At 72.1% G+C, this 26788-nt stretch carries 17 protein-coding genes and 4 pseudogenes; 13 read left to right on the top strand and 8 right to left on the bottom strand.

Translation table 11 applies throughout. From position 1 onward, the window contains the following. The 3 genes and pseudogenes from BM536_RS03205 to BM536_RS03195 all read left to right on the top strand — a co-directional run. Window positions 1-955: pseudogene (locus tag BM536_RS03205) on the top strand (sigma 54-interacting transcriptional regulator); the annotation flags it as partial. Continuing rightward, window positions 952-2220: a vWA domain-containing protein gene (locus BM536_RS03200; RefSeq protein WP_094102482.1), complete on the top strand. Its 1269-nt coding sequence runs from the start codon at window positions 952-954 to the stop codon at window positions 2218-2220. The pseudogene BM536_RS03205 and the gene BM536_RS03200, both read left to right, overlap by 4 nt. A 442-nt stretch (window positions 2221-2662) precedes the next feature. Continuing rightward, a pseudogene (locus tag BM536_RS03195) lies at window positions 2663-3160 on the top strand (GtrA domain-containing protein); the annotation flags it as partial. 255 nt (window positions 3161-3415) lie between these two features. On the opposite strand, the gene BM536_RS03190 reads toward BM536_RS03195, so the two are convergent. Beyond that, window positions 3416-4798, bottom strand: coding sequence for an SMI1/KNR4 family protein (locus tag BM536_RS03190; RefSeq protein WP_094102481.1), 1383 nt, complete (start codon window positions 4796-4798; stop codon window positions 3416-3418). 77 nt (window positions 4799-4875) lie between these two features. After that, window positions 4876-7083 (bottom strand): hypothetical protein, encoded by a 2208-nt coding sequence (locus BM536_RS03185; protein ID WP_094102480.1) that lies wholly within the window; start codon window positions 7081-7083, stop codon window positions 4876-4878. A gap of 110 nt (window positions 7084-7193) precedes the next feature. On the opposite strand from BM536_RS03185, the gene BM536_RS03180 reads away from it, so the two are divergent. After that, entirely contained in the window at window positions 7194-7415 is a 222-nt protein-coding gene (locus BM536_RS03180) for a hypothetical protein (protein ID WP_073491015.1), read from the top strand. A 596-nt stretch (window positions 7416-8011) separates the two neighbouring features. Here BM536_RS03180 and BM536_RS03175 read toward each other — a convergent pair. Further along, window positions 8012-9904 carry a CASTOR/POLLUX-related putative ion channel gene (locus BM536_RS03175; RefSeq protein WP_073491017.1) on the bottom strand — a complete coding sequence of 631 codons (1893 nt, stop codon included), beginning with the start codon at window positions 9902-9904 and terminating at the stop codon, window positions 8012-8014. A 280-nt stretch (window positions 9905-10184) separates the two neighbouring features. On the opposite strand from BM536_RS03175, the pseudogene BM536_RS42265 reads away from it, so the two are divergent. Continuing rightward, window positions 10185-10837 (top strand): annotated as a pseudogene (locus BM536_RS42265) (FAD-dependent oxidoreductase); the annotation flags it as partial. Window positions 10838-10989: 152 nt separating this feature from the next. Here BM536_RS42265 and BM536_RS03165 read toward each other — a convergent pair. Beyond that, complete coding sequence (locus tag BM536_RS03165) at window positions 10990-11412, bottom strand: YjbQ family protein (RefSeq protein ID WP_073491019.1); 423 nt, start codon at window positions 11410-11412, stop codon at window positions 10990-10992. Between the two features lie 93 nt (window positions 11413-11505). On the opposite strand from BM536_RS03165, the gene BM536_RS03160 reads away from it, so the two are divergent. After that, window positions 11506-12591 (top strand): NAD(P)-binding domain-containing protein, encoded by a 1086-nt coding sequence (locus tag BM536_RS03160; RefSeq protein ID WP_073491021.1) that lies wholly within the window; start codon window positions 11506-11508, stop codon window positions 12589-12591. 12 nt (window positions 12592-12603) lie between these two features. Here the strand turns inward: BM536_RS03160 and mltG are convergent, their stop codons facing one another. Then, a complete protein-coding gene (gene mltG, locus BM536_RS03155) occupies window positions 12604-13461 on the bottom strand; it encodes an endolytic transglycosylase MltG (RefSeq protein ID WP_073491023.1) in 858 nt (285 codons plus the stop codon). A gap of 53 nt (window positions 13462-13514) precedes the next feature. Next, a complete protein-coding gene (locus BM536_RS03150; RefSeq protein WP_073491025.1) occupies window positions 13515-15323 on the bottom strand; it encodes an ABC transporter ATP-binding protein in 1809 nt (602 codons plus the stop codon). Between the two features lie 94 nt (window positions 15324-15417). On the opposite strand from BM536_RS03150, the gene BM536_RS03145 reads away from it, so the two are divergent. The 5 genes and pseudogenes from BM536_RS03145 to BM536_RS03125 all read left to right on the top strand — a co-directional run bounded on the left by BM536_RS03145 (window position 15418) and on the right by BM536_RS03125 (window position 21455). Beyond that, the gene (locus BM536_RS03145; protein WP_073491027.1) at window positions 15418-15867 is read left to right on the top strand and encodes a MarR family winged helix-turn-helix transcriptional regulator; all 450 of its coding nucleotides are present in this window, start codon (window positions 15418-15420) and stop codon (window positions 15865-15867) included. Window positions 15868-16204: 337 nt separating this feature from the next. Next, on the top strand, window positions 16205-18034 hold the full coding sequence (locus tag BM536_RS03140; RefSeq protein WP_094102479.1) for an ABC transporter transmembrane domain-containing protein: 1830 nt from the start codon (window positions 16205-16207) through the stop codon (window positions 18032-18034). Continuing rightward, complete coding sequence (locus BM536_RS03135; RefSeq protein ID WP_073491029.1) at window positions 18031-19896, top strand: ABC transporter ATP-binding protein; 1866 nt, start codon at window positions 18031-18033, stop codon at window positions 19894-19896. The genes BM536_RS03140 and BM536_RS03135 overlap by 4 nt, the downstream gene beginning before the upstream one ends. 747 nt (window positions 19897-20643) lie before the next feature. Then, window positions 20644-21113, top strand: a pseudogene (locus BM536_RS03130) (DUF5709 domain-containing protein). Between the two features lie 87 nt (window positions 21114-21200). Further along, window positions 21201-21455 (top strand): type B 50S ribosomal protein L31, encoded by a 255-nt coding sequence (locus BM536_RS03125; RefSeq protein ID WP_073491031.1) that lies wholly within the window; start codon window positions 21201-21203, stop codon window positions 21453-21455. Between the two features lie 26 nt (window positions 21456-21481). Here the strand turns inward: BM536_RS03125 and BM536_RS03120 are convergent, their stop codons facing one another. Beyond that, the gene (locus BM536_RS03120; protein WP_073491033.1) at window positions 21482-22276 is read right to left on the bottom strand and encodes a metal-dependent hydrolase; all 795 of its coding nucleotides are present in this window, start codon (window positions 22274-22276) and stop codon (window positions 21482-21484) included. Between the two features lie 145 nt (window positions 22277-22421). On the opposite strand from BM536_RS03120, the gene BM536_RS03115 reads away from it, so the two are divergent. Both BM536_RS03115 and BM536_RS03110 read left to right on the top strand, forming a co-directional pair. Then, complete coding sequence (locus tag BM536_RS03115) at window positions 22422-24935, top strand: DEAD/DEAH box helicase (RefSeq protein ID WP_073491035.1); 2514 nt, start codon at window positions 22422-22424, stop codon at window positions 24933-24935. Between the two features lie 40 nt (window positions 24936-24975). Next, window positions 24976-25842: an acyl-CoA thioesterase gene (locus tag BM536_RS03110; RefSeq protein ID WP_094102478.1), complete on the top strand. Its 867-nt coding sequence runs from the start codon at window positions 24976-24978 to the stop codon at window positions 25840-25842. Between the two features lie 27 nt (window positions 25843-25869). On the opposite strand, the gene BM536_RS03105 is transcribed toward BM536_RS03110, so the two are convergent. After that, window positions 25870-26757, bottom strand: a complete 888-nt coding sequence (locus BM536_RS03105; protein ID WP_073491039.1) for a DUF6397 family protein — start codon at window positions 26755-26757, stop codon at window positions 25870-25872. Between the last annotated feature and the right edge of the window lie 31 nt (window positions 26758-26788).

Genomic DNA, 26788 nt, shown 5'->3' with positions numbered 1-26788 from the left:
GGGGGACGATCCGGCGGTGCACGGGGTTCCGATGGCACCGCGGACTGGGGCGGTGCGGCTGGTGCGGGCCGGTCGGCGGGCTGCTGTTCCTGGACGAACTGTCCACCGCGCCGCCGCCGTGCAGGCCGCCCTGCTCCGGCTCGTGCTCGAGCGCAGGATCGGTGCCCTGCGACTGCCGCCGGACGTCCGGATCGTGGCCGCCGCCAACCCGCGGTCCTCCGCGGCCGACGGCTGGGAACTGAGCCCGCCGCTCGCCAACCGGTTCGTCCACCTCCAGTGGACCCACGACCACGACGTCGTCGTACGCGGCCTCGGCGGGACCTGGCCCCGGGCCACGCTGCCCCGGCTCGACCCCGGGAAGGTGGCGCAGGCCGTCGACTTCGCCCGGCGCGCGGTGTGCGGGCTGCTGTCCGCCCGCCCCACGCTCGTGCACCGGCTGCCCAGCGGCGAGGCCCGCCGGGGCGGTGCCTGGCCGTCGCCGCGGAGCTGGGACATGACGCTGACCCTGATCGCCTTCGCCACGGCGGCCGGCTCCTCACGGGAGGTGCTGTCCCTGCTGGTCAGGGGGACCGTCGGGGACGGTCCGGGGCTGGAGCTGCTGGCCGGTCTGGACCGGATGGACCTCCCCGACCCCGAGGCCGTCCTCGCCGACCCGACGGGCATCGACCTGCCCGACCGTGGGGATCTGCGCCAGGCCGTGCTCGACGGGGCGGTGGACGCGGTCCGCAAGCGCCCGGACAAGTCCCGCTGGGACGCGGCGTGGACCCTCCTGGTCCGGGCTGTGGAGACCGGCGCCCCGGACCTGGTGGTCGTGCCCGCGACCACCCTGGCCTCGCTGCGCCGGAGCGACTGGGACGTTCCGGCGACGATCGAGCGACTCGCCGGTGTGGTGTCCCTGTCCCGCAGGGCGGACCGGGCGGCGGCCCGTTCCGTCCCGGCGGGGGCTCGCCGATGAACCGGGACACCACGGGGCCCCTGGACCTCGACAAGCTGTTCGCCGCCCGGCTGCACGCCGCGCGGGCCCGTCCCTACCTGGCGACGGCACTGTTCGCCCTGCACACCGTGGAGTCTCGGCACGTCCCGACGATGGCCGTCGACCAGCACTGGCGGTGCTACGTCTCACCGTCGTTCGTCGACCGGACGCCGGTGGAGGAACTGGCCGGCGTGTGGGTGCACGAGGTGTCCCACCTGCTGCGCGACCACCACGGCCGCAGTGACCGGGTCGCCCGCCAACGCGGCCTGACCGGCCCCGGGGAACGGCTGCGGATGAACATCGCCGCGGACATGGAGATCAACGACGACGCCTTCGGCGACGGGCTGCTGCGGCCCCAAGGAGCCGTCCGGCCACAGTCGCTGGGACTGTCCCAGGGTGAGCTGATGGAGGACTACCTGCGTCAGTTCCGGCTCGGTCCGCGCACGCAGGAGATGGCCTGGCTGGACTGCGGCAGCGGCGCCGACGGACTCGACCGGGAATGGGATCTGGGCCCCGACGGCGCGAACGGACTCAGCGGTCAGCAGCGGGACGCCGTCCGGTTCCGCGTCGCGCAGGGCATCATCGGGCGTCCCGGGCGTGCCCCGAAGAAGTGGCAGCGGTGGGCGGAGGAGGCGTTCCATCCGCCGCAACCGTGGCGGGAGTTGCTGGGCGCGGCGGTCCGCTCCGCGGCCTCCGGACCCGGCGTAGGCGAGGACTACACCTACGGCAGGCCGTCGCGGCGCTCGGCCGGGGTGCCCGGAGTCGTCCTGCCCAGCCTGCGGCGCAGACCGCCCCACGTCTCGGTGATCATCGACACCTCGGGGTCGGTCAGCGACGCCGAACTCGGCAGCGCCATCCTCGAAGTCGCCGCTGTCGCCCGCGCCGTGGGCGGCCGCCGTGACCTGGTCACGGTGCTGCCGTGCGACGCGTCCGCCCGGATCGTGCACCCGCTGTGTCAGGGCGAGAGCATCCCCCTGATGGGCGGTGGGGGTACGGATCTGCGCGCGGGCTTCGCCAAGGCGCTCCGCTCGTCGCCGCGGCCCGACGCCATCGTCGTCCTGACGGATGGTCAGACCCCCTGGCCCACCTCGCGACCGCCGTGCCGGACCGTGGTCGGGCTGTTTCCCAGGAGAGGCGGGGCCGAGGGGTCGTGGAACGAGGACGACCCCGACTACGTGCCGGACACGCCGCCCGCGTGGGCACGGGTGGTGGAGATCGGCTCGGTTCCCTCGGGGGGCGTCGATTAGGCGTCGGGGGTGAGCGCAAGGTTGGTGGGGCGTCCGGTCGGCGGGGCCGGTGCGGTCGCCCTCGCGGGGACGTCCGTACCGGCGATGCGGCGGCACCCCGAAGCGCGGCCCGGCCTGCCGGTCCCACCTCCTTGGTGGAGCTAGCCCTACCACCGGCTGGAGCTACCCCCACCTCCGGTTCGGTGGACCGCTCCCTCGTTCCCGGGCACGGAACACGGCATCGTTCTACGCGGCGGAGCTGATGCCCGGTCGCAGCTCGGCCGAAGCCCGGCAGCCGCCGTTGTGAATGCAGTCCCAGAGGCCCGAGGCCCCAGGCCCGAAACCCGAGGCCCGAGCCCCACCCGGAAGGTGTCCGATGACGTCGCCCGTCCTGCCGAAGCCGCAGCCGCACCCCGCGCACCAGCCGCTGCGCACGGACGGCGCGACCGGTGAGGGGCACGCCATGGCGGCGGTTCCTCCGCCGACGACGTGTGAGGGGCACGCCGAAGCGGCGGCTCCGTCGACGACGCCCGGCCCGCTCGCCTCCTTCGTCCGGTTCGTGGTCTGCGGCGGTGGGATCGGTCTCCTCTCCGGCGCCGCCGTCCCGCTGCTGGCCACGCTGCTGCCCTGGGCCCTGGCGAACGCGGTGATCACCCTGGTCTCGACACTGGTGTGCACCGAGCTGCACGCCCTGTTCACCTTCGGCACCGGGCGACGCGCCGGGTGGCACCAACACCTCCAGTCCGCCGGTTCGGCCACGGCCGCCTACGGGGTCACCTGCGCCGCGATGTTCCTGCTGTACGCGGTCCAGTCGTCCCCCGGCCTGGTCACACAGCAGGTCGTCTACCTGGGCGCCGCCGCCCTCGCGGGCACGGGACGCTTTCTGGTGCTGCGGCTGTTCGTGTTCGCGGACAGGACGCGGAAGGGCACGGCAGCGGGACCGGAGCGCGGTACGGCCGCGGGCGTGAGGGCGCGGCGCGGAACGACCGTGGGCGCGGGCGTGGGGGCACAGCCCGGTACGACCGTGGGCGCGGGCATGGGGGCGCAGCCCGGTACGACGGTGGGCGCGGGCGCGCGTTGCGGTACGACCGTGGGCGCGGGCGCGCGATGGGGTACGACCGTGGGCGCGGAGGGCGGAGCGGCCGTGCCGACCGCGGTCGTGGCGTCCGCCCTCACCCGGCCCGTCCTGGCCGTCGCCTGCTGAGCCGACGTACCGCTACGCCAGCGGGCCGAGGTCGCCTTCGAGGACGGAGACGGTGATCAGCGGCCGGTCCCACAGGGCGAGGATCTCATTGGCGAGGTCCACGACGGAGAGGGGATGCCGCTGACCCTGCACCTCGATGGAGGCGGCCGACAGGCCGCGCGGCACGGCGCCGGCGTCGAGGAGGACTCGCCAGTCCTCCGGTCCGAGGTCCAGGAACTCCAGCCCGGTCAGCTCGGCGATCTCCAGCGGGTCGGCGAGCGTACCGGGGTAGGCGGTGAGGGTGCGCAGCCGCGGCAGCCCGGTGACGGGGGCGAGGCTGAGCGGTTCTCCCTCCCACACTCCGATGCTCAGGACCTCCAGCTCGGAGTGGACTGCGGCCTCGATGCTGTCCAGGGCGGCACGGTTGACCCGGGCCACGGCCGGCAGTTCGTCCCGACGGGACCCGCCGCGCCGGTCGCTGCGCCGCCTCAGCACCAGGTCGGTGACGGAGTCGGCGACCAGGGCGGCGCCGATGCTCTCCTCGTGGCTGAGGACGATGATCTGCCCGACGTACCCGCGCGGACCGGGGGTGAGGTCGACCGCTATCCGGTCGCCGCCGCCGGTGTCGGCGAAGACGATCCAGCCGGCCGAGCCGACCACTCCCTGCACGGTGGCGTCCGGCCTGGTGACGACCGCTTCCATCGCCGCGTACCGCCACGGTGACGTCCGGGACGCCGGGTCGGCGATGTACACGTCGTCCAGGGAGAGGAGTTCACAGCCGACCGCCTGGACGACGCGTTCCGTCACCTCCTGGTCCCCGTCCCAGTCCTGCCACCGCCCCCGCGTCACCCGGTAGAGCGCCCGGAGTTCCTCGGGCAGGTCGACGCCCAGGCGGGCCTCCGCGGCGGCGAGGTCCGCATCGGTGGCACCGACGGCGTCGGGGAGCCGCTCACGAAGCGTCCGCTCCAACAGCGCCGGGTCCGCCGAAGGGGCCGGCACGGCGCCGGGCACCGGATCGGGGAGGCGGCGCCAGGGCTCGGGGACGGCGCCCTCGACCAGCACGAGCGCGCCGGGATGCGGGCCTCCGACGCCGGACTCCACCGCGGCACTGGGGGTGACCAGGCGGAGCACGGTCCGTCCGGTCGACGCGACCTCCGCCGTGAACGGGATGCTGTCGACGCCGGCCTCCGTCAGCGCGCTCTGCACCCGCTGTACGGCGTCGAACTCGGCCCGCATGTCGTCGTGCCGGGCGGCCTGCCCGGGCATGGGGAAGCCCCGCTGGATGGGCAGACTCCATCCGTGGGATCCGATCTGTCCGGCCACGTAACCGCCCGGAGCGGCCAGATCCTCCGCGTTACCGGCCCGGAGCAGTCTCAACACGGGTTCCCAGGTGGCGAATTCATGAAGCGAGGACAACAGCGGGCTCCTGTCGATGGGTGAGCGGTGGTGGTCCGGTGAGCTGAGGTGAGGTGAGGTGTCGATCGTGCGGTGCGTCAGCCCCGGACAGGTGCCGGGGCCGCCTGCCCGGTCGGCCCGGTGGGCCCGGTCAGCCCGGTCAGCCCGGTCAGCCCGGTCAGCGTTTCGCGGGCCCGCGTGGCCAGTTCCTCGTCGGCGCGGATGATCTGGTCCGCGATCCCTCCGGTCACCACCCGCCGGTCGCCCTGCGCCAGGCGCTCGATGCGGTGCAGGTGCTCGTCCGTCAGTGCGGCGCGGCCCAGCTCCGACAGAGCCTCGAAGGCGCTGTCGGCATCGACGGCGCTCTCCGCCGCGTCCAGGACCCGGCCGGCGAGGACCGTACGGTCCAGCGGGCCGTGCAGTTCCTCCTCGGGGAGCCCGGCCAGCAGCGCGAGGACGGCGGCCGGTGCGTGCAGTGGCGTGGCGAGGAGTTCCTCCAACGCCGGGCGCAACGGCCGGGCCGCGGGCCCCAGCCGGACCGCGAGCTTCGCCGCCCGCAGGGCCGTCCACCGCGTCCAGGGGCCGCCGTCGGCTCTGATGACGGCCTCCAGCACCGCAACCGCGGTGGCGTCGTCGCCGGTGATGTCCCAGAGTGCGGCCGCCAGTTCCGCCTCGGCGTCGAGCCGGGGGATCGACCGGCGTTCGGGCCGGTCCGCCAAGGCTGCGCGTATCGCGGGCACGAGCTCCTCCACGGCCTCCCCGAGGGCGGTGACGAGCCTGGCGGCCTCTCGCAAGCGCCGTCCGGCTCCGGTCAGTTCGCCGCGTATCGCGGCGAGCAGCGGTCCGGTCTCGCCGGTCAGTTCGTGCAGGGCGCGGGCCGCGGACAGGCGTCCCTCGTCGGGCCCGTGCAGGGCGGCCGCGCGCAGGTGCTCCGTCGTAGCTGTCCGGTGCTCGCCTTCGTCCGGACAGAGCGCCATGAGTGCGGTGGGGCCGGCGAGCGGGATTCTCGGCAGCACGTCGAGGAGTTCGGGTACCGCGGGGGCGGCCCGCCGGCCCCAGGAGGCGAGCAGCAGGGCGAGGTGGATGGGCTCGTTCCCCTTCGACTCCGGGTCGGCGAGGCGCCGTCGGACCGCGTCGAGCAGCGCGGCGTCGTAGGGGAACGGGGCGTTGACGACCGTGCCGTGGGCGCGGGCTCCGGAGGCGGCGGCGAGTGCCCGGGGGCGTTCGGGCAGCCGCTCGGCGAGCAGCGGGGCCGCCAGGGCGGGGGCGGCCGTCACGAGCGCGGCGAGGGCCCGGTCGGCGAGGTCTCCCTGCCCCGCGGCGAGCCGGGCCAGGGCGGTGGCGCCGGCGCCCGCCTGCTCCGCGACCTTGTCGAGCAGGGCGACCACGCCGTGCGGCGGCTCCGGTTCGTCGAGCAGCGGGAGCAGCACGGGCAGCAGCCGCGCGGGCGCGGACCGGGACACCATGCACGCGTGGTCCGCCGCCCGGACGGCTTCGGCGCGTACGTCCGGTGCCGGGATGCGCAGAGCGGCCTCCAGCAACGCGAAGGCGGCCTCCCGGTCCTCGGCCGTGTCGCGCCGGAGCAGCCCGCCGACCACGGCTTGGAGGGGTTGGCGCTCCTCGAACGCGGAGTCCTGTCCATCGGCGGGCAGCGCGGCGAGTACGGCGTCGTGCTGTCGGATGTCCCACGGCAGACCCGCCGCCAGACAGGCGAGGACAGCGGTGACGCGCACCCGGGCCGGGCCGTCCGGCGCGAGAGCGGCCAGGGCCGTCGGGGCGCCGCGTGCCGGGTCGAGCCGGACCAGCGCGGTCACCAGCTCCGCCCGGACCGCGTCGTCGGTCTCCTCCTCCCACCGTCCCCGCAGCACGGGCCACGCCTCGGCGGTGGCGGCCGTGTGCCCGGCCGCCCATACGGCGGCCTGCCGCACCTGCGCCTCCCCGGCACCCACCAGGTCCAGCACGAACGGGAGTTGCCCGGCCACCGCCGCACGGCAGGCGCCCGGCGCCACCCCGTGCTCGTCGGTGCTCTCGGCGATGCCGCCGAGCAGGACGAGGAGATCGGCGCTGCGGTGTCCAGCCGCAGCGAGGCGCGCCAGGAACGGCACCGCCTCGGCGGTCGCCGCGTAGACCGTGCCCTGGTGCAGGATGCTGCCGTACAGCTCGCCGAGGGCCCCGTCCGCGGTCTCCGGGTCGTCGCCCGCGAGGGAGCGCAGGACTGCGGGGAGGTCCTCCGCGCTTCCGTAGGCGTGGTCCAGTTCCGGCCAGGGGCGGTCGTCGAGTCCGGCGAGGGCGAGCGTGCGATCCATGGGCGGGATCCTCGCAGACGAGCCCACCGGCGCCGCCACCGCACGCGGTTCGCCGGATCGAAGCCCCCGGTTCCGGCCCGTCCCAACCGTACGGCTCCTACAGTGCGGGTATGGAGATCAGGTGCTCGCAATGCCAGGGCTTCGACCTGGAGCCGGGATTCGTCGAGGACTCCGGCGACCACTCGCGGGGATACGCGCGGTGGATTCCGGGGCCCCTCCAGCGCGGGGTGATGGGCGGCGCCAAGCGCTGGGGCCGACCGCGGTTCCAGATCGACGCCCACCGCTGCCGGAACTGCGGCCACCTGGAACTCTTCGCTCCGCACGAGGTGTGAGGCCCTGCGGGCTCCGTGCCTCTCACTCCGCTCAGCCGAGAAAGGACAACCGCACCTGACGCTCGGGGTTGTCGCGGTCGGTGTCCACGAAACTTCGTCAGGACAACTCGATGTCAGCCGACCGGTCCTCACGGTGAGGCGCACCCAGAGGCGGTACCAGTGACGGCACTGCCTGCCCGGGCTTCCCGGCCGGTGGCGGCCGAGGACACGAGCGGGCCTGGTGTCGGGGGCGCCGACTGGTTGCGGTGGACGGCACCAACCGCAAGTGAGGGTGTCCGCGCCGGCCAAGTGCGGCACCCACGCTGTCTTCGCGGCCGAGGCGGACCGCTTGGTGTCCAGGGACAAGAACCGTCGCGCGGTCCCGGCCCAGGTCCGCGCGATCGAGTACACGCCAGGCAGCGAGGGCAGCGAGGGCAGCGACACGGTGTACCGGCTGACTGGCACCATCCTGGCTCCGAAGGCCTGCCCCTCCCTCGTCGCCGGCCGTACGGCATGCCTCGCGATGAGGGATCGACAGCACGCTGGAGGAGAATCGATCCTGGCCGCCCATCGAATGGCGGCATCACCGCAGTCATGCCGTGAGAGGCGAGGCTGCGTCAGTCCCGCGCGATCACGACCACCTCGTCGCGATCGGTCCAGCACCGTCGCTCGTTCTTGTCCGGGTTGATACGCACTCCATGGTCGGGAACAGCTGTGGCCCGGTCGTGGCGGCGGTAGCCGATGGCACACTCGCCCCGCTGCTGTGCCGCTGCGACGACCGTGGCGAAGGACGCCTCACAGCCGGGCAGGACGTACGACGCCGCCGGTCGCAGGTGGACCTGACTGCCGGTGGGGGAGAACAACTCCTCGAACACGGCGGCCAGGTGCCGGTTCTGGGAGATCTGGGCCATCAACAGGCCGATGATTTTCCCACTGATGATCACGTCGGCTCCGGGGCTGACGGGCGCGAGCGTCCGGTTGCGGTCGTCGGTCATCTCGGTGACCACCGGCAGCTCCCGTCCGGTCTCCTGTTCCAGTAGTTGCAGAACGAGGAGCGTGACGAGGGTCCGGTTGTCGGCCTCTTCGGGCCGCTGTCCCGCAACGGGGTCCGGGCCGAGCACGACGACACTGTCGTACGAGTCGATCTCCAGGCACCGAAGTGTCTCGGGCCGGGTGACATCTCCAGGCCGGAACGTGACGGTCAGCCGGGGTGCGAAGTCTGCACCGACGTCCCGTACCTGCTCGGCCGTCACCTCCGCCCGGTCCGCCACCACGGCGAGGACCGAGCCGTGCGCGGCGTACCGGCCCAACTGGTCGACGATGAGCGCGGCCCGCCGGTTCCAGCCGAGAATAAGGAGCCGTTCGGGCCGGACGCCTGCCGACTGCCAGGGCGTCATCACCGACTCGTCGACCCGTCCGGAGCAGTCGCTGAGCCGTGCGGTGTCGTCGTCCCGCGTGATGACGATCAGCCGGTCTGCGGGGCCGATCAGGGTCTGCGGCGGCGGGTTGAGCAGGGGCCTGCCGTCACGCAGCAGGCCGACCACGCTGGAGGTGGCGTAGGCCAGCACCGTGTCGCCGAAGGAGCGGCTGGTCAGGGCCGGGTCGAGGGTGAGGTAGAACTCGTCTCCGGCGAAGTCCAGGAGGTCTCGGTACACCAGGGAGAGTCCGGGACGGCGGGCGGACTGGACGATCAGCCGGGCGGTGATCGCGTCGCTCTCCAGGACGATGCCGCGCGTTCCCGCGGCGAGGGTGGCCGCCAGCCTGTACCGGTCGTCTCTGATGGCGGCGACGACGGGCGGGCCTTCCCCCTCGCCGAGTGCGGACCGCAGCGCCAGCAGCGTCTTGACCACTTCCGGGTCCCCAGACGGATCGTCGTGGGGCAGCACCAGCACAGCGCTGGCCGCGCCGGGGTTGGTCAGGGCGAGCAGGGCGGGGTCGGTGGGGGGACCGCTACGGCAGATCAGCCGGGTACGGCCGGTGGTCCCCACCTTGCTCCTGAGGGCCTCCTCCATGGTGGTCTTGTTCCGGTCCGCCAGCACGGCCACCGCGCCGTACCGCTGGTTGGCGTTGGCGGCCACCAGTTCGCTCACCACCGTGAACACCTGCTCGGACCAGCCCAGCACCACCGAGTGCCCCTGCTCGACGACGGTGGAGCGGCCCCGTCGCAGTGCGGTGAGCCGTTCAGTGAGTCCGGTGGTGATCAGACCGACGAGAGTGGAGACATACACCAGGGCGACCAGGGCGAGCAGTACCGACAACAGCACGCGCAGGAGCGGGCCCGTCGCCCCGCCGAGCCGCAGTGTCTCACCGGTGAGACGCCAGATCTCCGTCAGCCGCTCCGAGCGGGACGCGGGCGCGTGCGGGTCCGTCCACACCAGCACGGCGCTCGCCGGGAGGACGACCATGAGGCAACCGAAGGCCAGCCAGCCGACGAGCGCGGAGGTGCCGCGGGCCAAGGTGGTGTCGAACCAGTACCGTGCCCTGCCCGTGAGTTCGGCCCTTCGTCCCATGCCTGCCCCCTGTTCCGCCGAGTTCCGGCAGCGGCAGCCACGCCGCTCCGATTTGCCCCGCTGCTCCCCCACCGACCGGTCACGGCCACACGGAAGTGTGCCGACGAGGCGGCCGTGACACGCCAATCACCCGCTGTCTTTCATCCCTTCGGGGACGTCGCAGAGAGCGCCGGTCCGCGGACGTCGGAACCGGGCGTCGGCGCCATGACGTTGGCGTCCCTCGTTCGGGGCAATGTCCCGGCGCAGGAGAGCGAGTCGGGTCGGTCGACCGCTACAGGTGATGACTGAAGATCACGAAGCCGTCGTGGCAGGTTCAGGCCCGTCGAGACGCAGCTTCACGGCGGCAGCTGGGACGGCTGTGGCGGCCACGGCTCTGGCCGGTGGCGGGCCTGCCGCGGCGATGCCCGTACAGGCCGTCCCGGCCGCACCGGCGCCCACCCGGTGCGCGGAGTTCGACAGGTGCGTGGCTGTGGCCCGGGCCCTGCCGGTCGTGGACGACCACGACCGCCCCTTGGTTCCACGCTGCGAGCGGGTACTCGAGGACGGACGGCCCGCTCAGCGGTCGGCCACACCCAAGAAGGTCCTCGTCGTCGGGGCCGGCCCGGCCGGTCCGGTGACGGCGCTACTGCTGAAGGGGGCGCGGCCACCACGTGACCGTTCTCGAGGCGAGCGGCAACCGGGCGGGCGGACGCATCAAGATGTTCCGCCGCGGCGGCCGCGAACGGGCGGCCCGGCCCTTCGCCGACCCCCGTCAGCATGCCGAGGCGGGCCGCCATGCGCCTGCCCTCCAGTCACCCGCTGGTGATGGGTCTGATCGACCAACTGGACCTGAAGAGGCGGCGTTTCCATCACGTTGACGTCGACGGTGACGGCCGGCCCGCAACCGCCTGGATCTACGTCAACGGCAGGATTTCCGAACGCGCCGAACCCGCATGCCTGGTGTTCGACGAAGCGCCCTGCATCAAGAATCCGGATGCCCGGCGAACCCGGCGCGAACTTCGGGCGCAGCAGCACACGAGAGCCACGTTCGAGGAACATCGCTTGTGCAGCCGGAAATCCCGCCTGTGGTCCCGCCATACCTGCCACTACCCCAGAAACGACAAACGCACCTGCCGGTTCGGGTTGTCCCGGTTCGTGTCCACGAGGCACACCGACTGCCAGGTCCCGAGTCGCAGGGTGCCGTCCACCACCGGAAGGGTGGCGTGGGGCGGCACGAACGCCGGTAGGACGTGGTCCCGGCCGTGGCCGGGGCTGCCGTGGCGGTGCTGCCAGCGGTCGTCGGCGGGGAGCAGGGCGTGCAGGGCGGCGAGGAGGTCGTCGTCGCTTCCGGCACCGGTCTCGATGATCGCGATGCCTGCCGTGGCGTGCGGGACGAAGACGTTCAGCAGGCCGTCGCGGCCGGCCGCCGCCTCCCGCAGGAAGGTCTCGCAGTCACGGGTGAGGTCGACGACCCTCTCCTCCGCGCCGGAGAGGATGTGCAGTACCCGGGTGGTGAACGCATCTGACATGCCACCATCCTGACCCATCCCGCCATGGTGACGTCGTCGTCCCGTGGTCGGGCCGCCGGGAAGATCCACGGCCTCGGCACTGTTGGTTCAAATGTGAACGACATGCGTGAGGTCGAGGTGGCCGTCATAGGGGCCGGTCAGGCGGGTCTGGCCGCGGCCTATCACCTGCGGCGCACCGGCTTCGAGCCGGAGCGTGACTTCGTGGTGCTCGACCACTCCCCCGGCCCGGGCGGCGCCTGGCAGTTCCGCTGGCCCTCGCTGACGTACGGCAAGGTGCACGGGATGCACGCGCTGCCCGGCAGGGAACTGACGGGCGCGGACCCGGCGCGGCCCTCCTCCGAGGTGATCGCCGAGTACTTCACGGCCTACGAGCGCGCCTTCGACCTGCGGGTGCGGCGGCCGGTCGATGTCACGGCGGTGCGCGAGGGAGCGGGCGGGCGGCTGCTCGTCGAGAGCTCCGACGGCATGTGGGCCACGAAGGCGCTGATCAACGCCACCGGCACCTGGGACCGACCGTTCTGGCCGCGCTATCCCGGGCAGGAGACCTTCCGCGGTCGGCAAGTCCACACCGCGCGCTATCCGGGGCCCGAGGCGTTCGCCGGGCTGCGGGTGGTCGTGGTGGGCGGCGGGGCGTCGGGGACGCAGCACCTTCTCGAGCTTGCCCCGTACGCGGCCGCGACCACCTGGGCGACCCGGCGCCCGCCCGTCTTCCGCGAGGGCCCCTTCGACGAGGACGCGGGGCGCGCGGCGGTCGCGCTCGTGGAGGAGCGGGTACGGCAGGGGCTGCCGCCGAAGAGCGTCGTCTCGGTGACGGGCCTGCCGCTGAACGACGCGATCCGGCAGGGGCTGGCGGACGGGGTGCTCGACCGGCTGCCGATGTTCGACCGGATCACCCCGGACGGGGTGGAGTGGAAGGACGGCCGGCGCGTGTCCGCCGACGTCATCCTGTGGGCCACCGGTTTCCGGCCCGCCGTGGACCACCTGGCGCCACTGCGGCTGCGTGAGCCGGGCGGCGGTATCCGCGTGGAGGGCACGCGCGCGGTCGCCGACCCCCGTGTGCACCTCGTCGGCTACGGCCCCTCCGCGAGCACCATCGGTGCCAACCGGGCGGGGCGGGCGGCCGTACGGGACATCAGGCGGCTGCTCGCCGAGTCGGCCGGGGAGCCGGTCGCCGCCTGACGCACCGCCGGGTCAGCGGTCCTTCGACGGACTCTGCGAGGCCCGGGCGCTCTGCTGGATCCGGTTGAACTCGGCGACGTTGCGCTGGTGTTCCTCGTAGCTGGCGGTGAAGCGCGTGTCGCCCGGTCTGACCGTGACGAAGTACAGCCAGTCGCCCGGCGTCGGGGTGATCGCGGCGCGCACGGCCTCCTCGCCGGGGTTGTCGATCGGCGTCGGGGGCAGTCCCATGCGCTGGTAGGAGTTGTAGGGGCTGTCGACGCGGGTGTCCGCCGTGCTGGTCCTGAGCGTGGAGCGGTTCAGCGCGTAGTTGATGGTGGAGTCCATCTGCAACGGCATGCCGCGCTCCAGACGGTTGAAGACGACGCGGGCCACCTTGCCCATGTCGGCCTTGGTGGCGGCCTCGGCCTGGACGATGCTGGCGACGGTGACGGCCTGATAGACGTTCATCGCGTTGCGCTGAGCCCCGGCGGCGATCGGCGAGCCGTTGAACTTCCTGTTGGCGGTGTCGACCATCTGGCTCAGCAGCGCCTGCGGTGTCGGCTTCTCGCCGAGCGGATACGCCGCCGGGAAGAGGTAGCCCTCCGGGTTGCCCTCGGCGTCGGGCGGCAGCTTCAGGCCGGCCTTCGGCAACGCCTTCCTGGTGGTGCCCGCCGGCAGGGCGAGGGCCTTGTCGACGGCCTCGTAGATCTGGCTCGCGCGCCAGCCCTCCGGGATCACCAGCCTCGTCGGCTTCTTCTCCTCGGGGCTGTCCACGCTCAGCAGCGGCACCGCCACAGCGGTGCCGGCCGCGACGGCTCCGGTCGCGATGAGGACGAGACGGCCCCGGCGCGTCAGTCGGATCGCGCTCCGTGACGGAGTGTTCATCTGCATGCGGGCACGGTAACCCGCATATCGTCACAATCCCGGCATGACCTGGCATATTGTCATCTTGTCGGCTCCAGTCGGGCATCCCTGCGCACCAGCTCCGCATACCGGCCGCCGCGCTCCAACAGCTCCTCGTGCGTGCCCCGTTCGACCAGTCGGCCGGAGTCCAGGACCACGATCTGGTCGGCGCTCCGAACGGTCGACAGCCGGTGGGCGATGGTGAGCGTGGTGCGGTTGGCCGACAGCGCGTCGATGGCCTCCTGGACCGCGTGTTCCGTCCGGGTGTCCAGGGCGCTGGTCGCCTCGTCGAGGATCAGCACCGGCGGGTCGCGCAGGATGGTGCGGGCGATGGCCAGGCGCTGTTTCTCACCACCGGAGAAACGGTGCCCTCGTTCGCCGACGACCGTGTCGTACCCGTCGGGCAGGGCGGCGATGTGGTCGTGGATCTGGGCCGCTCGCGCCGCCGCGTACAGCTCCTCGTCGGTGGCGTCCGGCTTGGCGAAGCGCAGATTGTCGGCGATCGAGGAATGGAAGAGGTACGTCTCCTGCGAGACGACGCCGACCGCGCGCGCGAGGGTGTCGAAGTCGAGGTCGCGCACGTCGACCCCGTCGAGGGTGACCCGGCCGCCGGTCACGTCATACAGGCGCGGCACGAGGTAGCCCAGGGTGGATTTGCCGGCGCCGGTCGGCCCTACGACGGCGAGGCTGCTGCCGGCCGGGACGGTCACGTCGATGCCGGCGAGGACGGGGGCGACCGTGTCGTCGCCGTCGTAGCGGAACTCCACGTCCTCGAAGCGGACCTCGCCCTTGATCCGGTCGAGGTGGACCGGGTCGGCCCGCTCGGTGATGTCGACGGGGAGGTCGAGGTACTCGAAGATGCGCTGGAAGAGCGCGAGGGAGGTCTGGATCTGCACGCCGGTCGACAGGAGGCTGACGGCCGGGCGGAACAGGCCCTGCTGCAGCGAGACGAAGGCGACGATCGTGCCCAGGGAGGCGCCGGGGCCACCGAGTTGGAGGGTCATGCCCGCGGTCCAGTAGATGACGGCGGGCATGGCCGACATGACGATCCCTATCACGGACATGCGCCAGCGGCCGGCCATGCTCGATCTCACTTCGAGGTCGACCAGACGCTCGGACTCGTCGGAGAAGGAGGTCGTGAGGGAGTCGGCGCGGCCCATGGTGCGGCCGAGCAGGATGCCGCTCACCGAGAGCGATTCGGTGACCGTGGCCGCCATTCCGGCCATCTGCTTCTGCCGCTGGGTGGTGATCTTCCGCCGTTCGTTCCCGACGCGGCGGCTGATCCAGACGAAGACCGGCAGCAGGAGCAGGGAGACGGCGGTGAGCCGCCAGTCCAGGACGAGCATCGCGACGATCGTGGCGACGACGCTGGTGAAGTTGGATACCAGGGAGGTGGCGGTGGAGGTGACGGTCGCCTGCATGCCGCCGATGTCGTTGGCGATGCGGGACTGGACCTCGCCGGTACGCGTACGCGTGAAGAACGCGAGCGACATGCTCTGGAGGCGGCCGAAGACGGCGGTGCGCAGGTCGTGCATCACCCGCTGGCCGACCGTCGTGGAGATCAGCGTCTGGAGAACGCCGAAGACTCCGGCGAGGACGGCGCTGAGGATCATGCCGAGCGCGAGCAGGCTCAGCAGGCCGGTGCGGCCCTCGGGGATGGCGACGTCGAGGGTCTCCTTCAGCAGGAACGGCGTGGCGACCGAGACGAGCGAGGAGGCGGCGACGAGCAGGCCGACCACCGCGAGCCGGCCGCGGTAGGGACGGAAGAGTTTCAGGATGCGGCGCACCTGCCGGGGCGGTTCCTCGGCGTCGCCGGACGGGGTCCAGGAGTCTGGTTTGTCGGGGTGCATGGGCTCCTACGGGAGGTCGGACGGGCGGGACGGGGGGAGCGTAGCTCATTGTTACCTATACTCACAATGAACGGCATCCTGATATTGTTCCCGCATGACCACCCCCGATCCCGACGGCGCGCTCGCCGAGCAGCTGCTGCGGTTCACCCGCCGGGTGCACCGCATCCAGAAGCACCATCTGGAGCTGTCGGACCTCGGCATCACGCCCGCCCAGTCCCGCCTGCTGCGCACCCTCGCCCACTTCAGCGAGCCGCCACGGATGGCGGACCTCGCCGCGCGCCTGGAGGTCGTGCCGCGGGCGGTGACCACGCTGGTCGACGGGCTGGAGGCGAACGCCAAGGTGCGCCGGGTCCCGGACCCGACCAACCGCCGGGTGATCCGCATCGAGCTGACCGACGAGGGCCGCACCACACTCCACGAGCTGCACCGGGCGCGCCGGTCGGCGGCCCGGGAGATCCTGGCCCCGCTGACGAACGCGGAACGGGCGGTCCTCGGGGAGTTGCTGGACACGTTGATCGACGGGGCGGCGGTTCCGCGCTGCTGATCCGTTCTCGGATCAGATGCGGCCGGCACAGAAGCGGCGGAACAGAAGCGGCGGATCGGAAGCGGTTCGGGCCGGACGGAGGAGCCCTCCGCAGCACGGGCATGGCCATCCTGCTCTCACGGCTGGTGTCCCACCGGGAGCCGGCCCCTTCCGCCACGAGGCTCGTGACACCTTCGCCTCCGACGCCCGGCATCACGGGCGGCAGCCGGAACCATGCGGTGCCGTGGAAAACGGGTTGATTCTGACCACCCTGTGAAGCGAACCTTTCACGGTTTGCTGTCACCGCCGACCGCGGCCCCTTCCCCCCCCCATCCCTGACACGAGCCTCTGGGACGTCATGCAGATCCAAGACCTTCCGTATCCAGACCCGGGTGTGCCGGACGTACGCTCGGGACCCCGATTCCTGTGGTGGTTGGGGCGCAACCAACTGGGCGGCCAGCTCACGTCCCTGGCCTGGGGCCTGCTGCACTTCATGGCCGTCTCGGCGCAGCCGTTCTGTGTCGGGTTCGCCATCGAGGCGGTCATCGACCGCTCCGGCGCACGGCTGGCCCTCGCCGGTGGCCTGATGGCCCTGTTCGGTGCCGCAACGGCGCTCGGGGACACCTTCCTGCACCGCACCGCCGTCACCAACTGGATCACTGCCGCCGCCCGCGTCCAGCAGCTCCTCGCCCGCAAGGCCTCGCAGTTGGGCTCCGCGCTCAGCAGGCGGGTCGCGGCCGGTGAGGTCGTCGCCGTCTCCACGGGTGATGTCGAGAAGATCGGCTGGTTCGTCGAAGGCGTCTCGCGCTTCTCGGCCGCCGCCCTCACGGTCGTGTTCGTCTGCGTCGGCCTGGTGGTCTACCAGCCGGCCCTCGGCATCGTCGTCGCCCTGGGCCTGCCCGTCGTGGCGTTCGCGGCGCTGCCCCTGCTGCCCCGCGCGACGCGTCGCGCCGACGTCCAGCGCGAGAAGGCCGGACGCGCCACCGAACTGGCCTCCGACACCGTGGCGGGCCTGCGGGTTCTGCGTGGCATCGGCGGCGAGGAACTCTTCCTCGACCGTTACCGCCGCGCCTCCCAGGAGGTCCGTCAGGCCGCCGTGTCCAGTGCCCGGATGTGGTCGCTGATCAGCGCCATACAGGTCCTGCTGCCGGGCCTGCTGCTGATCGCGGTCGTGTTCTACGGCGTCCACCTGGCCCGCGAGGGCCGGATCTCCGTCGGCGAACTCGTCACCGTCTACAGCTCCGTCATGGTCCTGATGTACCCCCTCAGGCACTTCGAGGAGATCGCCATGGCCTACTCCTTCTCCCGTCCGTCGGCGAAGCGTGCCGCCCGCGTGCTGTCGCTGGAGCGGGCCACGGACGCGGCCGGATCACGCACCGCGGACCTGCCCTCCGGTGACCTGTACGACCCGGCCACCGGACTGCTGGCCCCGGCCGCCCAACTCACCGCCGTGGTGTGCGGCGATCCGGACGCCGCCGGGCGGCTGGCCGAACGTCTCGGCGGGCACCCCTCCGAGGACGGCCCGTCGGTGCTGCTCGGCGGAGTCCCCCTGGACGAACTCCCGCTGGAGAGTGCGCGCACGGCGGTCCTCGTCCAGGACAAGGATCCGGTGCTGCTGTCGGGTTCCCTGCGTGACCTGCTCGACGTGCCGGCCTCGGGTGAGGTCGGCGCGACGGAGGCGCTGGCGGCCGCCCAGTGCGCGGACGTTCTCGACGCCCTCGTCCAGGGGGCGTTGGACGCCGGTTCCCCGATGGACGCCCACATCACCGAACGGGGACGCTCCCTCTCGGGCGGCCAGCGCCAGCGGCTGGCCCTGGCCCGCTCCCTGTTCACGGACCCGGAGGTGCTCGTACTGGACGAACCCACCTCCGCCGTCGACTCGCACACCGAGGCTCGGATCGCCGAGGGACTGCGGGAGATCCGGACGGGACGCACCACGATCCTGTTCACCTCGTCCCCGCTGCTGCTGGACCGGGCCGACCGGGTCGTCCTGGTCCACGAAGACGTGGCCGTGGCAGTCGGTGTGCACCGCGAACTACTGCACAACGAGCCGCGGTACCGCGCGGTGGTGACCCGCGAGACCGAAGAAGAGACCGCGCGGGGCGGCGCGCTGAAGGAACTGCACGCTCTCGGAGACGCCGAACGGCTCGGAGACAACGAACGACAAGAGATCGAGGAGTCCGCATGATCGGCGTCGCGCCACCGGAGTACGACCCGGCGGCACCGACGACAGCGAGCACGCTTCCCGTAGGCGCCCCCGCGACCGTGCGTGCCTACGTGGCCGAACTGTTGCGCCGGCACCGCCGTGCGTTCGTGGTGCTCCTGGCCGTCAACACGGTCGCCACCGTCGCCTCGATGGTGGGGCCATGGCTCCTCGGCGACGTCGTGGAACGGCTGTCGGAGGGGGCCCGCGAACTCCATCTGGGTCTCACCGCCACCCTGTTCGCCCTCGCCCTCGTCGTCCAGGCCGCCTTCGTGCGGCAGGTGCGGCTGCGCGGGGCGATGCTCGGCGAGCGGATGCTGGCCGACCTGCGCGAGGACTTCCTCGTCCGGTCGGTCCGGCTGCCACCGGGCGTGCTGGAACGGGCCGGTACCGGGGACCTGCTGTCCCGCATCACCACCGACATCGACCGGCTGGCCAACGCCATGCGCGAGGCCGTCCCCCAGTTGACGATCGGCGTGATGTGGGCGGCGCTGCTGCTCGGCGGACTCGTCGTCACCGCCCCGCCGCTGGCACCGGCCGTGCTGGTCGCGGTGCCGCTGCTGGTGGTCGGCTGCCGCTGGTACTTCAAGCGGGCCCCCGCCGGCTACCGCTCGGAGGCCGCCGGTTACGCCTCCGTCGCCGCCGCCCTCGCCGAGACCGTGGACGCCGGCCGGACCGTCGAGGCGCACCGTCTCGGCGACCGCCGGGTCGAACTGTCGGAGCTGCGGGTCAAACAGTGGACGGCCTGGGAGAACTACACCCTGTGGCTCCGGTCGGTCCTCTTCCCGGTCATCAACCTGGTGCACGTCACCGTCCTCGGTTCGGTTCTCATGCTCGGCGGGGTGTTCGTCCTTCAGGGCTGGATCGACGTCGGTCAGCTGACGACGGGCGCGCTCCTCGCCCAGATGCTCGTCGACCCGGTGAACCTGATCCTGCGCTGGTACGACGAACTGCAGGTGGCGCAGGTGTCGTTGGCCCGGCTGGTCGGGGTGCGGGACATCGAGCCGGACGCCGGTGACTCCGGGCTGGAGCCGGACGGGCGGGACGTGCTCGCCGACCGGGTGCACTTCGGCTACCGGGAGGGCGTCGACGTACTGCGCCAGGTGTCCCTGGAGGTGGCGCCCGGCACCCGGCTGGCACTCGTCGGACCCTCCGGCGCGGGCAAGTCCACCCTGGGCAGGCTCCTCGCCGGCATCTACGCGCCCCGGGACGGCCGGGTCGCCCTCGGTGGCGCGGAACTGTCCCGGATGACCGCCGAACGCGTCCGCTCGCACGTCGCGCTCGTCAACCAGGAGCACCACGTCTTCGTCGGCTCGCTGCGCGACAACCTCCGACTGGCCCTCCCCCACGCCCGGCCCGAGAACGCCCGGGCGACTCCGGGCGAGGTCGAGGCCGAGACCCGGGCAGCGCAGACCCGGGCGGAGAGGGCCCGGGCGGAAGAGGCCGAGCTGTGGGCGGCGCTCACCGCGGTCGACGCGGACGGCTGGGCGCGCGCCCTCGACGACGGCCTGGACACCGAGGTCGGCTCCGGGGGCCAGCTGCTCACCCCGGCGCAGGCCCAGCAGGTCGCACTGGCCCGCCTGGTCCTGGCCGACCCGCACACGCTGGTCCTCGACGAGGCGACCTCGCTGCTGGACCCCCGCGCCGCCCGCCACCTGGAACGATCCCTCGCCCGTGTCCTGGACGGCCGCACCGTGATCGCCATCGCCCACCGTCTCCACACGGCTCACGACGCGGACGTCATCGCCGTCGTGGAGAACGGCCGCATCAGCGAGCTGGGCAGCCATGACGAGCTGGTCGCCGCGGACGGGGCCTACGCGGCCCTGTGGCGGTCCTGGCACGGCTGAGGGGGTGGACTCGGGACTCGGCGGGTGGCCCGGGATCGCGGGTGCGAGCCGGTGAGGGCCGATGAGGCCCCCTGGGATCGAGCCGCAATGACGTGCACGGAGAGTGGTCACGGCCGGGCCCTCGGGTGGCGTGCAGGAGCCGGCCGGGGCTGGAACGCGACGAGGTTTGCCGCGGCCGGCTGCGGTCGGGCCTGCACCTGCTGGACGGGAACCGACCGGGCCGCGGCCGCCTGCACCCCGGCCGACACTCGCCGGACGGGAACCGGCCGCATCCCCGTCACCGTCATTGCCCGGCGAGCGGGCGGTTAGCCGTGGCCGGTCACCGCGAGACGGACGGACGACCGACGCATCCGGACCACCGCACGACAGACGGACGACCGACGCATCCGCACCACCGCGAGGACGAGAACCGGTCGCAGCCGGACCACCGGGCGACGGAGGGGAGGCGGGCGCGACACCTGGGTCGTGCCGCGGCGTGAGGCCCGTGCGGTCCGGGCCGAGAGGTGGCCGGGGCCGCAGCGCCAGGGGCGCCAAGGGCGCCTGCCGGCGGCCCTCCGCCCGTGCCCCGGCACAGCTCTGGCGTTGCGCACTCCCGAACGGGGGTGGAACGCTGGAGAGCGAAACCCCCGCGGAAGGCAGCCGGGCAGGCCCGTCCGGCGCGTCCCACCGCCGACCGGTGCCCCGTGCCACGGTGGCCCACCGCCGACCACGCGGTGTGGACGGGCCCGTCACCCCCTGGAGGTACCCGTGAACAGCGCCGACGGATGGGGAGACGACGTCTACCAGCCCGACGCCTCCGAGATCCAGGACGACGCCGGACTCCTCGACGCGGAGGACACCCTGGAGAACGACGGTGTCGGCGACCCCCTGGACCGGGGCTGGTCGCCTCCGGAGCGGCCCTGGGCCGTGGAGCACTCCGGTGTGACGGCCGCGGAGCGCCGGCAGGGCGAGACGCTGGACCAGCGGCTCGCGGAAGAGCTGCCGGACCTCGTCGCACCCGACGGCGACGGCCTCGGCGACAGCGACGACACCGACGGAGAACTTCTCGACAACGAGGTCGGCACCGCCCGCTCCGGCCGGCTCGTGGCACCGGACGAGGGCGCCCACGAGGACGAGGAGAGCGCCCTGGTCGCCACCGATGTCGGCATCGACGGCGCCGCCGCCTCCGCCGAGGAGCCGCGATGCACATCGTCGACGAGGACGCCCTCCCCGGGTGAACCGCCCCGGACACCCTGCCCGGACGCCGGGGCACGCCCGGCCCCGTCGTCCGCGCCTTCACCGCACCCACCGCACGAGGAGTACGCATGCAGCAGGACAAGCACCCCGACTACCACTCGGTCGTGTTCCGTGACCGCGCCGCCGGCTACGCCTTCCTGACCCGGTCGACCGCGACCAGCGACCAGACGATCGAGTGGGACGACGGCGAGACCTACCCCGTCGTGGACGTGGAGATCTCCGCGGAGAGCCACCCCTTCTACACCGGCAAGGCCCGCACCGTGGACACGGAAGGCCGTGTCGCCCGGTTCGAGCGGCGCTTCGGCGGAGGCACGCCGGGCTGACCCGGTCCCGCCGCCCCCGGCACCGCTCAGATGTAGTTGAGCGCGGCCGCGCCGCCCACTCCTCCGAGCAGCATGAACACCGGCATCAGCACCTTCAGCTCGACCCAGCTGCCGGCCCGGAACCGCATCACCTTCGGCGGACCGATCGGGTACCAGCGCTTGCGCCCGATCGGGATGGGCCACAGGACCGGGCAGCCCGATATGGTCAGCGCGTCCCCGATGTCGTGGACCAGGGCGCCCAGCACGATCGGCAGCCCGAGCCACAGATACTCCTGGCCCGGGTCCGTGAACAGCCAGTCCGCGCCGTTGCCCGGCTTGTCCAGTATCCCTGCGAGGATCCACGCGCTCGCCGCCGCCAGCAGCCACACCAGCACATCGCTGCTGGAGCCCCGGGTCGCCCGCCACAGCAGGCCCTCGATGGCCAGGACCATGTGGACGAAGAGGAGCCCCAGCACCGCCCAGCGGCCACCGGTGATCGCCAGCGCCGAGGCGCCCGCGCCGATCATGACCGCCCAGAGCCAGGTGTGCGTCAGGGTCCGGTGCCCGCCGGAGCGGCGCGGGTCGCCCTGCTTCCGCGTGCCCTTGTAGACGGCGTAGGAGAGCTTGTCCACGATCTCGCAGAGCCAGCGCGAGAGGGGTCCGAAGGCCCGGGAGATGGTCGCGGCCTTGTGGTCCAGGTCCGGGGCCAGAGCCGCTCCGGCGCAGATCAGCGCACCGGCGAGCAGCACCGGCCATGGCATCGAGTGGCCGGCCGCGGTTGCGGCCGCGCCGACGCCGAGCCAGGCGGCCGCGCCCGACAGTGAGTGTGCTGGTCCCATCATGGCCGTTGCCCGCCCCATTCCTCGTGTGCCGCTGTCCAGTTGACCGGGTGCGATGACGCTCCGTCGGCGCCACAGCGTAGCGGCCATGATCTTCGGCCCCGCATCCGATTCCCCCCTCGGGCAGCGGGCCAGGCAAGATGGGGGCGTGACCCTCATCGATCAGTTGCCGCCGACCGCAGATCCCGACGCCCTCTACGAAGCTTTCGAGTCCTGGGCCCAGGAGCGCGGTCTCACGCTCTACTCCCATCAGGAGGAAGCGCTGATCGAGGCCGTCTCCGGGGCGAACGTGATCGTGTCGACGCCGACCGGCTCCGGCAAGAGCATGATCGCGGCAGGTGCGCACTTCGCGGCTCTCGCCCGCGACGAGGTCACCTTCTACACCGCTCCGATCAAGGCGCTGGTATCGGAGAAGTTCTTCGAACTGTGCAAGATCTTCGGCACGGAGAACGTCGGCATGCTCACCGGTGACGCGTCCGTCAACGCCGACGCCCCGGTCATCTGCTGCACCGCCGAGGTACTCGCCTCGATCGCGCTGCGTGACGGCAAGCACGCGGATGTCGGCCAGGTCGTCATGGACGAGTTCCATTTCTACGCCGAGGGTGACCGCGGCTGGGCCTGGCAGATCCCGATCCTGGAACTGCCCCAGGCACAGTTCATCCTCATGTCCGCCACGCTCGGCGACGTGTCCTTCTTCGAGAAGGACCTCGCCCGGCGCACCGGTCGGCCCACCTCGGTGGTCCGCTCGGCGACCCGGCCCGTGCCGCTGTCCTACGAGTACCGCTTCACACCGCTCACGGAGACGCTCACCGAGCTGCTGGAGACGAAGCAGGCTCCTGTCTACATCGTGCACTTCACGCAGGCGCAGGCGGTGGAGCGGGCGCAGGCGCTGATGAGCATCAACATGTGTTCGCGTGAGGAGAAGGAACGGATCGCCGAGCTGATCGGCAACTTCCGTTTCACCACCAAGTTCGGCCGCAACCTCTCCCGTTACGTACGGCACGGCATCGGTGTGCACCACGCCGGCATGCTCCCCAAGTACCGACGCCTGGTGGAGAAACTCGCCCAGGCCGGTCTGCTGAAGGTGATCTGCGGGACGGACACCCTCGGTGTGGGCGTCAACGTGCCGATCCGAACCGTGCTGTTCACGGCTTTGACGAAGTACGACGGCACGCGTGTGCGCACGCTGCGGGCTCGTGAGTTCCACCAGATCGCGGGCCGGGCCGGCCGGGCCGGATTCGACACGGCGGGTTTGGTGGTCGCGCAGGCGCCCGAGCACGTCGTCGAGAACGAGAAGGCGCTCGCGAAGGCGGGTGACGACCCGAAGAAGCGTCGCAAGGTCGTCCGCAAGAAGGCGCCCGAGGGTTTCGTCGGCTGGACCGAGAACACCTTCGAGAAGCTCATCGACTCCGAGCCGGAGCCGCTGATGTCCCGCTTCCGGGTGACGCACACGATGCTGCTGTCCGTGATCGCCCGCCCCGGTAACGCCTTCGAGGCGATGCGGCACCTCCTGGAGGACAACCACGAGCCGCGCAAGCAGCAGTTGCGGCACATCCGGCGCGCCATCGCGATCTATCGTTCGCTGCTGGACGGCGGGATCGTGGAGAAGCTCGACGAGCCGGACGCCACGGGCCGCATCGTCCGCCTCACGGTCGACCTTCAGCAGGACTTCGCCCTGAACCAGCCGCTGTCCACCTTCGCGCTGGCCGCGTTCGAGCTGCTGGACCCGGAGTCGCCGTCGTACGCGCTCGACATGGTCTCCGTCGTGGAGTCCACGCTGGACGACCCGCGGCAGATCCTCGCGGCCCAGCAGAACAAGGCGCGCGGCGAGGCGGTCGCGGCGATGAAGGCCGACGGGGTGGAGTACGAGGAGCGCATGGAGCGTCTCCAGGACATCACGTACCCGAAGCCGCTGGAGGAGCTGCTCTTCCACGCGTACGACGTGTACCGCAAGAGTCACCCGTGGGTCGGTGACCATCCGCTGTCGCCGAAGTCGGTGATCCGCGACATGTACGAGCGGGCGATGTCGTTCACCGAGCAGGTGTCGCACTACGAACTGGCCCGCACCGAGGGCATCGTGCTGCGCTACCTGGCGAGCGCCTACAAGGCCCTCGACCACACGGTCCCGGACGATCTGAAGTCGGAGGACCTCCAGGACCTGATCGAGTGGCTGGGCGAGATGGTGCGTCAGGTCGACTCCAGCCTGCTCGACGAGTGGGAGCAGTTGGCCAACCCGGCGGAGATGACCGCCGAGGAGGCCCAGGAGAAGGCCGACGAGGTCAAACCCGTCACCGCCAACGCGCGCGCGTTCCGCGTCCTCGTCCGCAACGCGATGTTCCGCCGCGTCGAACTCGCCGCTCTGGACCACGTCGAGGAGTTGGGCGAGCTGGACGGCGAGTCGGGCTGGGACGCCGACGCGTGGGGCGAGGCGATGGACAAGTACTGGGACGAGTACGACGACCTCGGTACCGGCCCGGACGCACGCGGTCCGAAGCTGCTCGTCATCAAGGAGGAGCCGCAGCACGGTCTGTGGCGCGTCCGGCAGATCTTCGACGACCCGAACGACGACCACGACTGGGGCATCAGCGCGGAGGTCGACCTTGCGGCGTCGGACGCCGAGGGTCGCGCGGTGGTGCGCGTGACCGACGTCGGCCAGCTGTGAGCGCGGTACGAGACGGACGAGGTACAGGAGAAGCACACACATGACGAATCCGGCCGAGAGGCTCGTCGACCTGCTGGACCTTGAGCAGATCGAGGTCAACATCTTCCGGGGCCGCAGCCCGCAGGAGTCGCTACAACGGGTCTTCGGCGGGCAGGTGGCGGGCCAGGCACTGGTGGCGGCCGGCCGGACGACCGAGGGCGACCGGCCCGTGCACTCCCTGCACGCGTACTTCCTGCGGCCGGGCCGGCCCGGCGTGCCGATCGTGTACCAGGTCGAACGGGTGCGGGACGGGCGCTCGTTCACCACCCGCCGGGTCACCGCCGTGCAGCAGGGACGCACGATCTTCAATCTCACCGCCTCCTTTCACAAGCCTGAGGAAGGTCCCTTCGAGCACCAGCTGCCGCCGGCGCGCGAGGTGCCGGACCCTGAGTCCCTGCCGACGGTCGCCGAGGAGGTGCGCACTCACCTGGGCGCGCTGCCCGAGCAGTTCGAGCGGATGGCGCGTCGGCAGCCCTTCGACATCCGGTACGCGGACCGGCTTCGCTGGAGCCCTGAGGAGATCAAGGACGCCGAGCCGCGCAGTGCCGTCTGGATGCGCGCCGTCGGGCCGTTGGGGGACGACCCGCTGGTGCACACCTGCGCGCTGACGTACGCCAGCGACATGACCCTCCTGGACGCCGTCCGTCTGCCGGTCGAACCCCTGTGGGGGCCGCGGAACTTCGACATGGCCTCCCTGGATCACGCCATGTGGTTCCACCGGCCGTTCCGCGCGGACGAGTGGTTCCTGTACGACCAGGAGTCACCCATCGCGACCGGGGGCCGTGGCCTGGCCCGCGGCCGGATCTACGACCTCCAGGGGCGCCTGCTGGTGTCCGTCGTCCAGGAGGGGCTGTTCCGGAAGCTGTAGGGCCTGGAAGTCGCGGGCCCCGGCACCTCAGTCGTTGCCGCGGCGCAGCCAGCCCAGGAGTCCGCTCCTGACCCGCTGGGTTTTCGCGGGCCGCGCCGGTTCCGTGACTGGCCGTGGTGGGGCCGACCTCACGGTGGGTCGTGGTGCCGGCTGGTGGGAGCGGGCCTCCTCCAAGGCGTGCACGAGGTCGGAGCGCAGCCAGGCGATCTCGTCGGGGTCGTCCGCCGTCGCGATCCGCTCGACCAGACGCGCGGCGGGCGAGCCCGGGGTGCCGTGCGCCGGCGGTCCGGGCCGGAAGCGGTTCAGGTGGGAGCGTTCGTAGGGGTCCCGGGCGATCTCGGCGACCTGGACCGGGTCCAGGAGCGCGGCCAGGGCTCCCGCCCGCTGCCAGGGCCCTTCGGCGTGCCGCAGCAGGAATCCGAGGTGGCGACCACGCCAGTTCCGGGGCCGCAGGTCCAGGCCCGCGGCCAGTTGGTCCCGCATCCCCTCGGGCGTCCGGCCCGTCAGCAGGGGCGCGTTGTCCTTGTCTGCGGCGAACTGCCTCAGTTCCTCGGCGAGATAGAGCCATACGACGGCCCGGTAGCGGTTCAGGTAGAAGGTCACGGGCACCACGAGCCCCAGCCTCGCGAGGCGGGTGAACCGGCTCGGAGGCACCTGCATGGCGGACGCCCCTTCCGTGGTGCCGACGGCCTCGACACTCTTGGTCAGAGCGCCGGGAAAACCGGGCGCCGCACGTAGGCGTTCGATCTCGCTGCGGGCCACGCGCCGGCCTCCGCCCCCTTCGTCGGGCATGGTCCTGACCCGTCCGAGGTTCACGGCGAGGTCGAACTGGCTGCGCCTGAGGCCCAGTTCCCGTGCCGCGCGGCTGTAGACGAAGGACTGGTCGTGCGGTGCTGCGACGGTGTTGTGTGACATGGTCGGTCTCCCCCGTGGAGTCAAGTGCCCC

The organism is Streptomyces phaeoluteigriseus, assembly GCF_001896135.2.
GTDB classification, from domain to species: domain Bacteria; phylum Actinomycetota; class Actinomycetes; order Streptomycetales; family Streptomycetaceae; genus Streptomyces; species Streptomyces phaeoluteigriseus.
The sequence above is the reverse complement of the archived record's forward strand: the minus strand, read 5'-3'. Positions and strand labels throughout refer to the sequence as shown.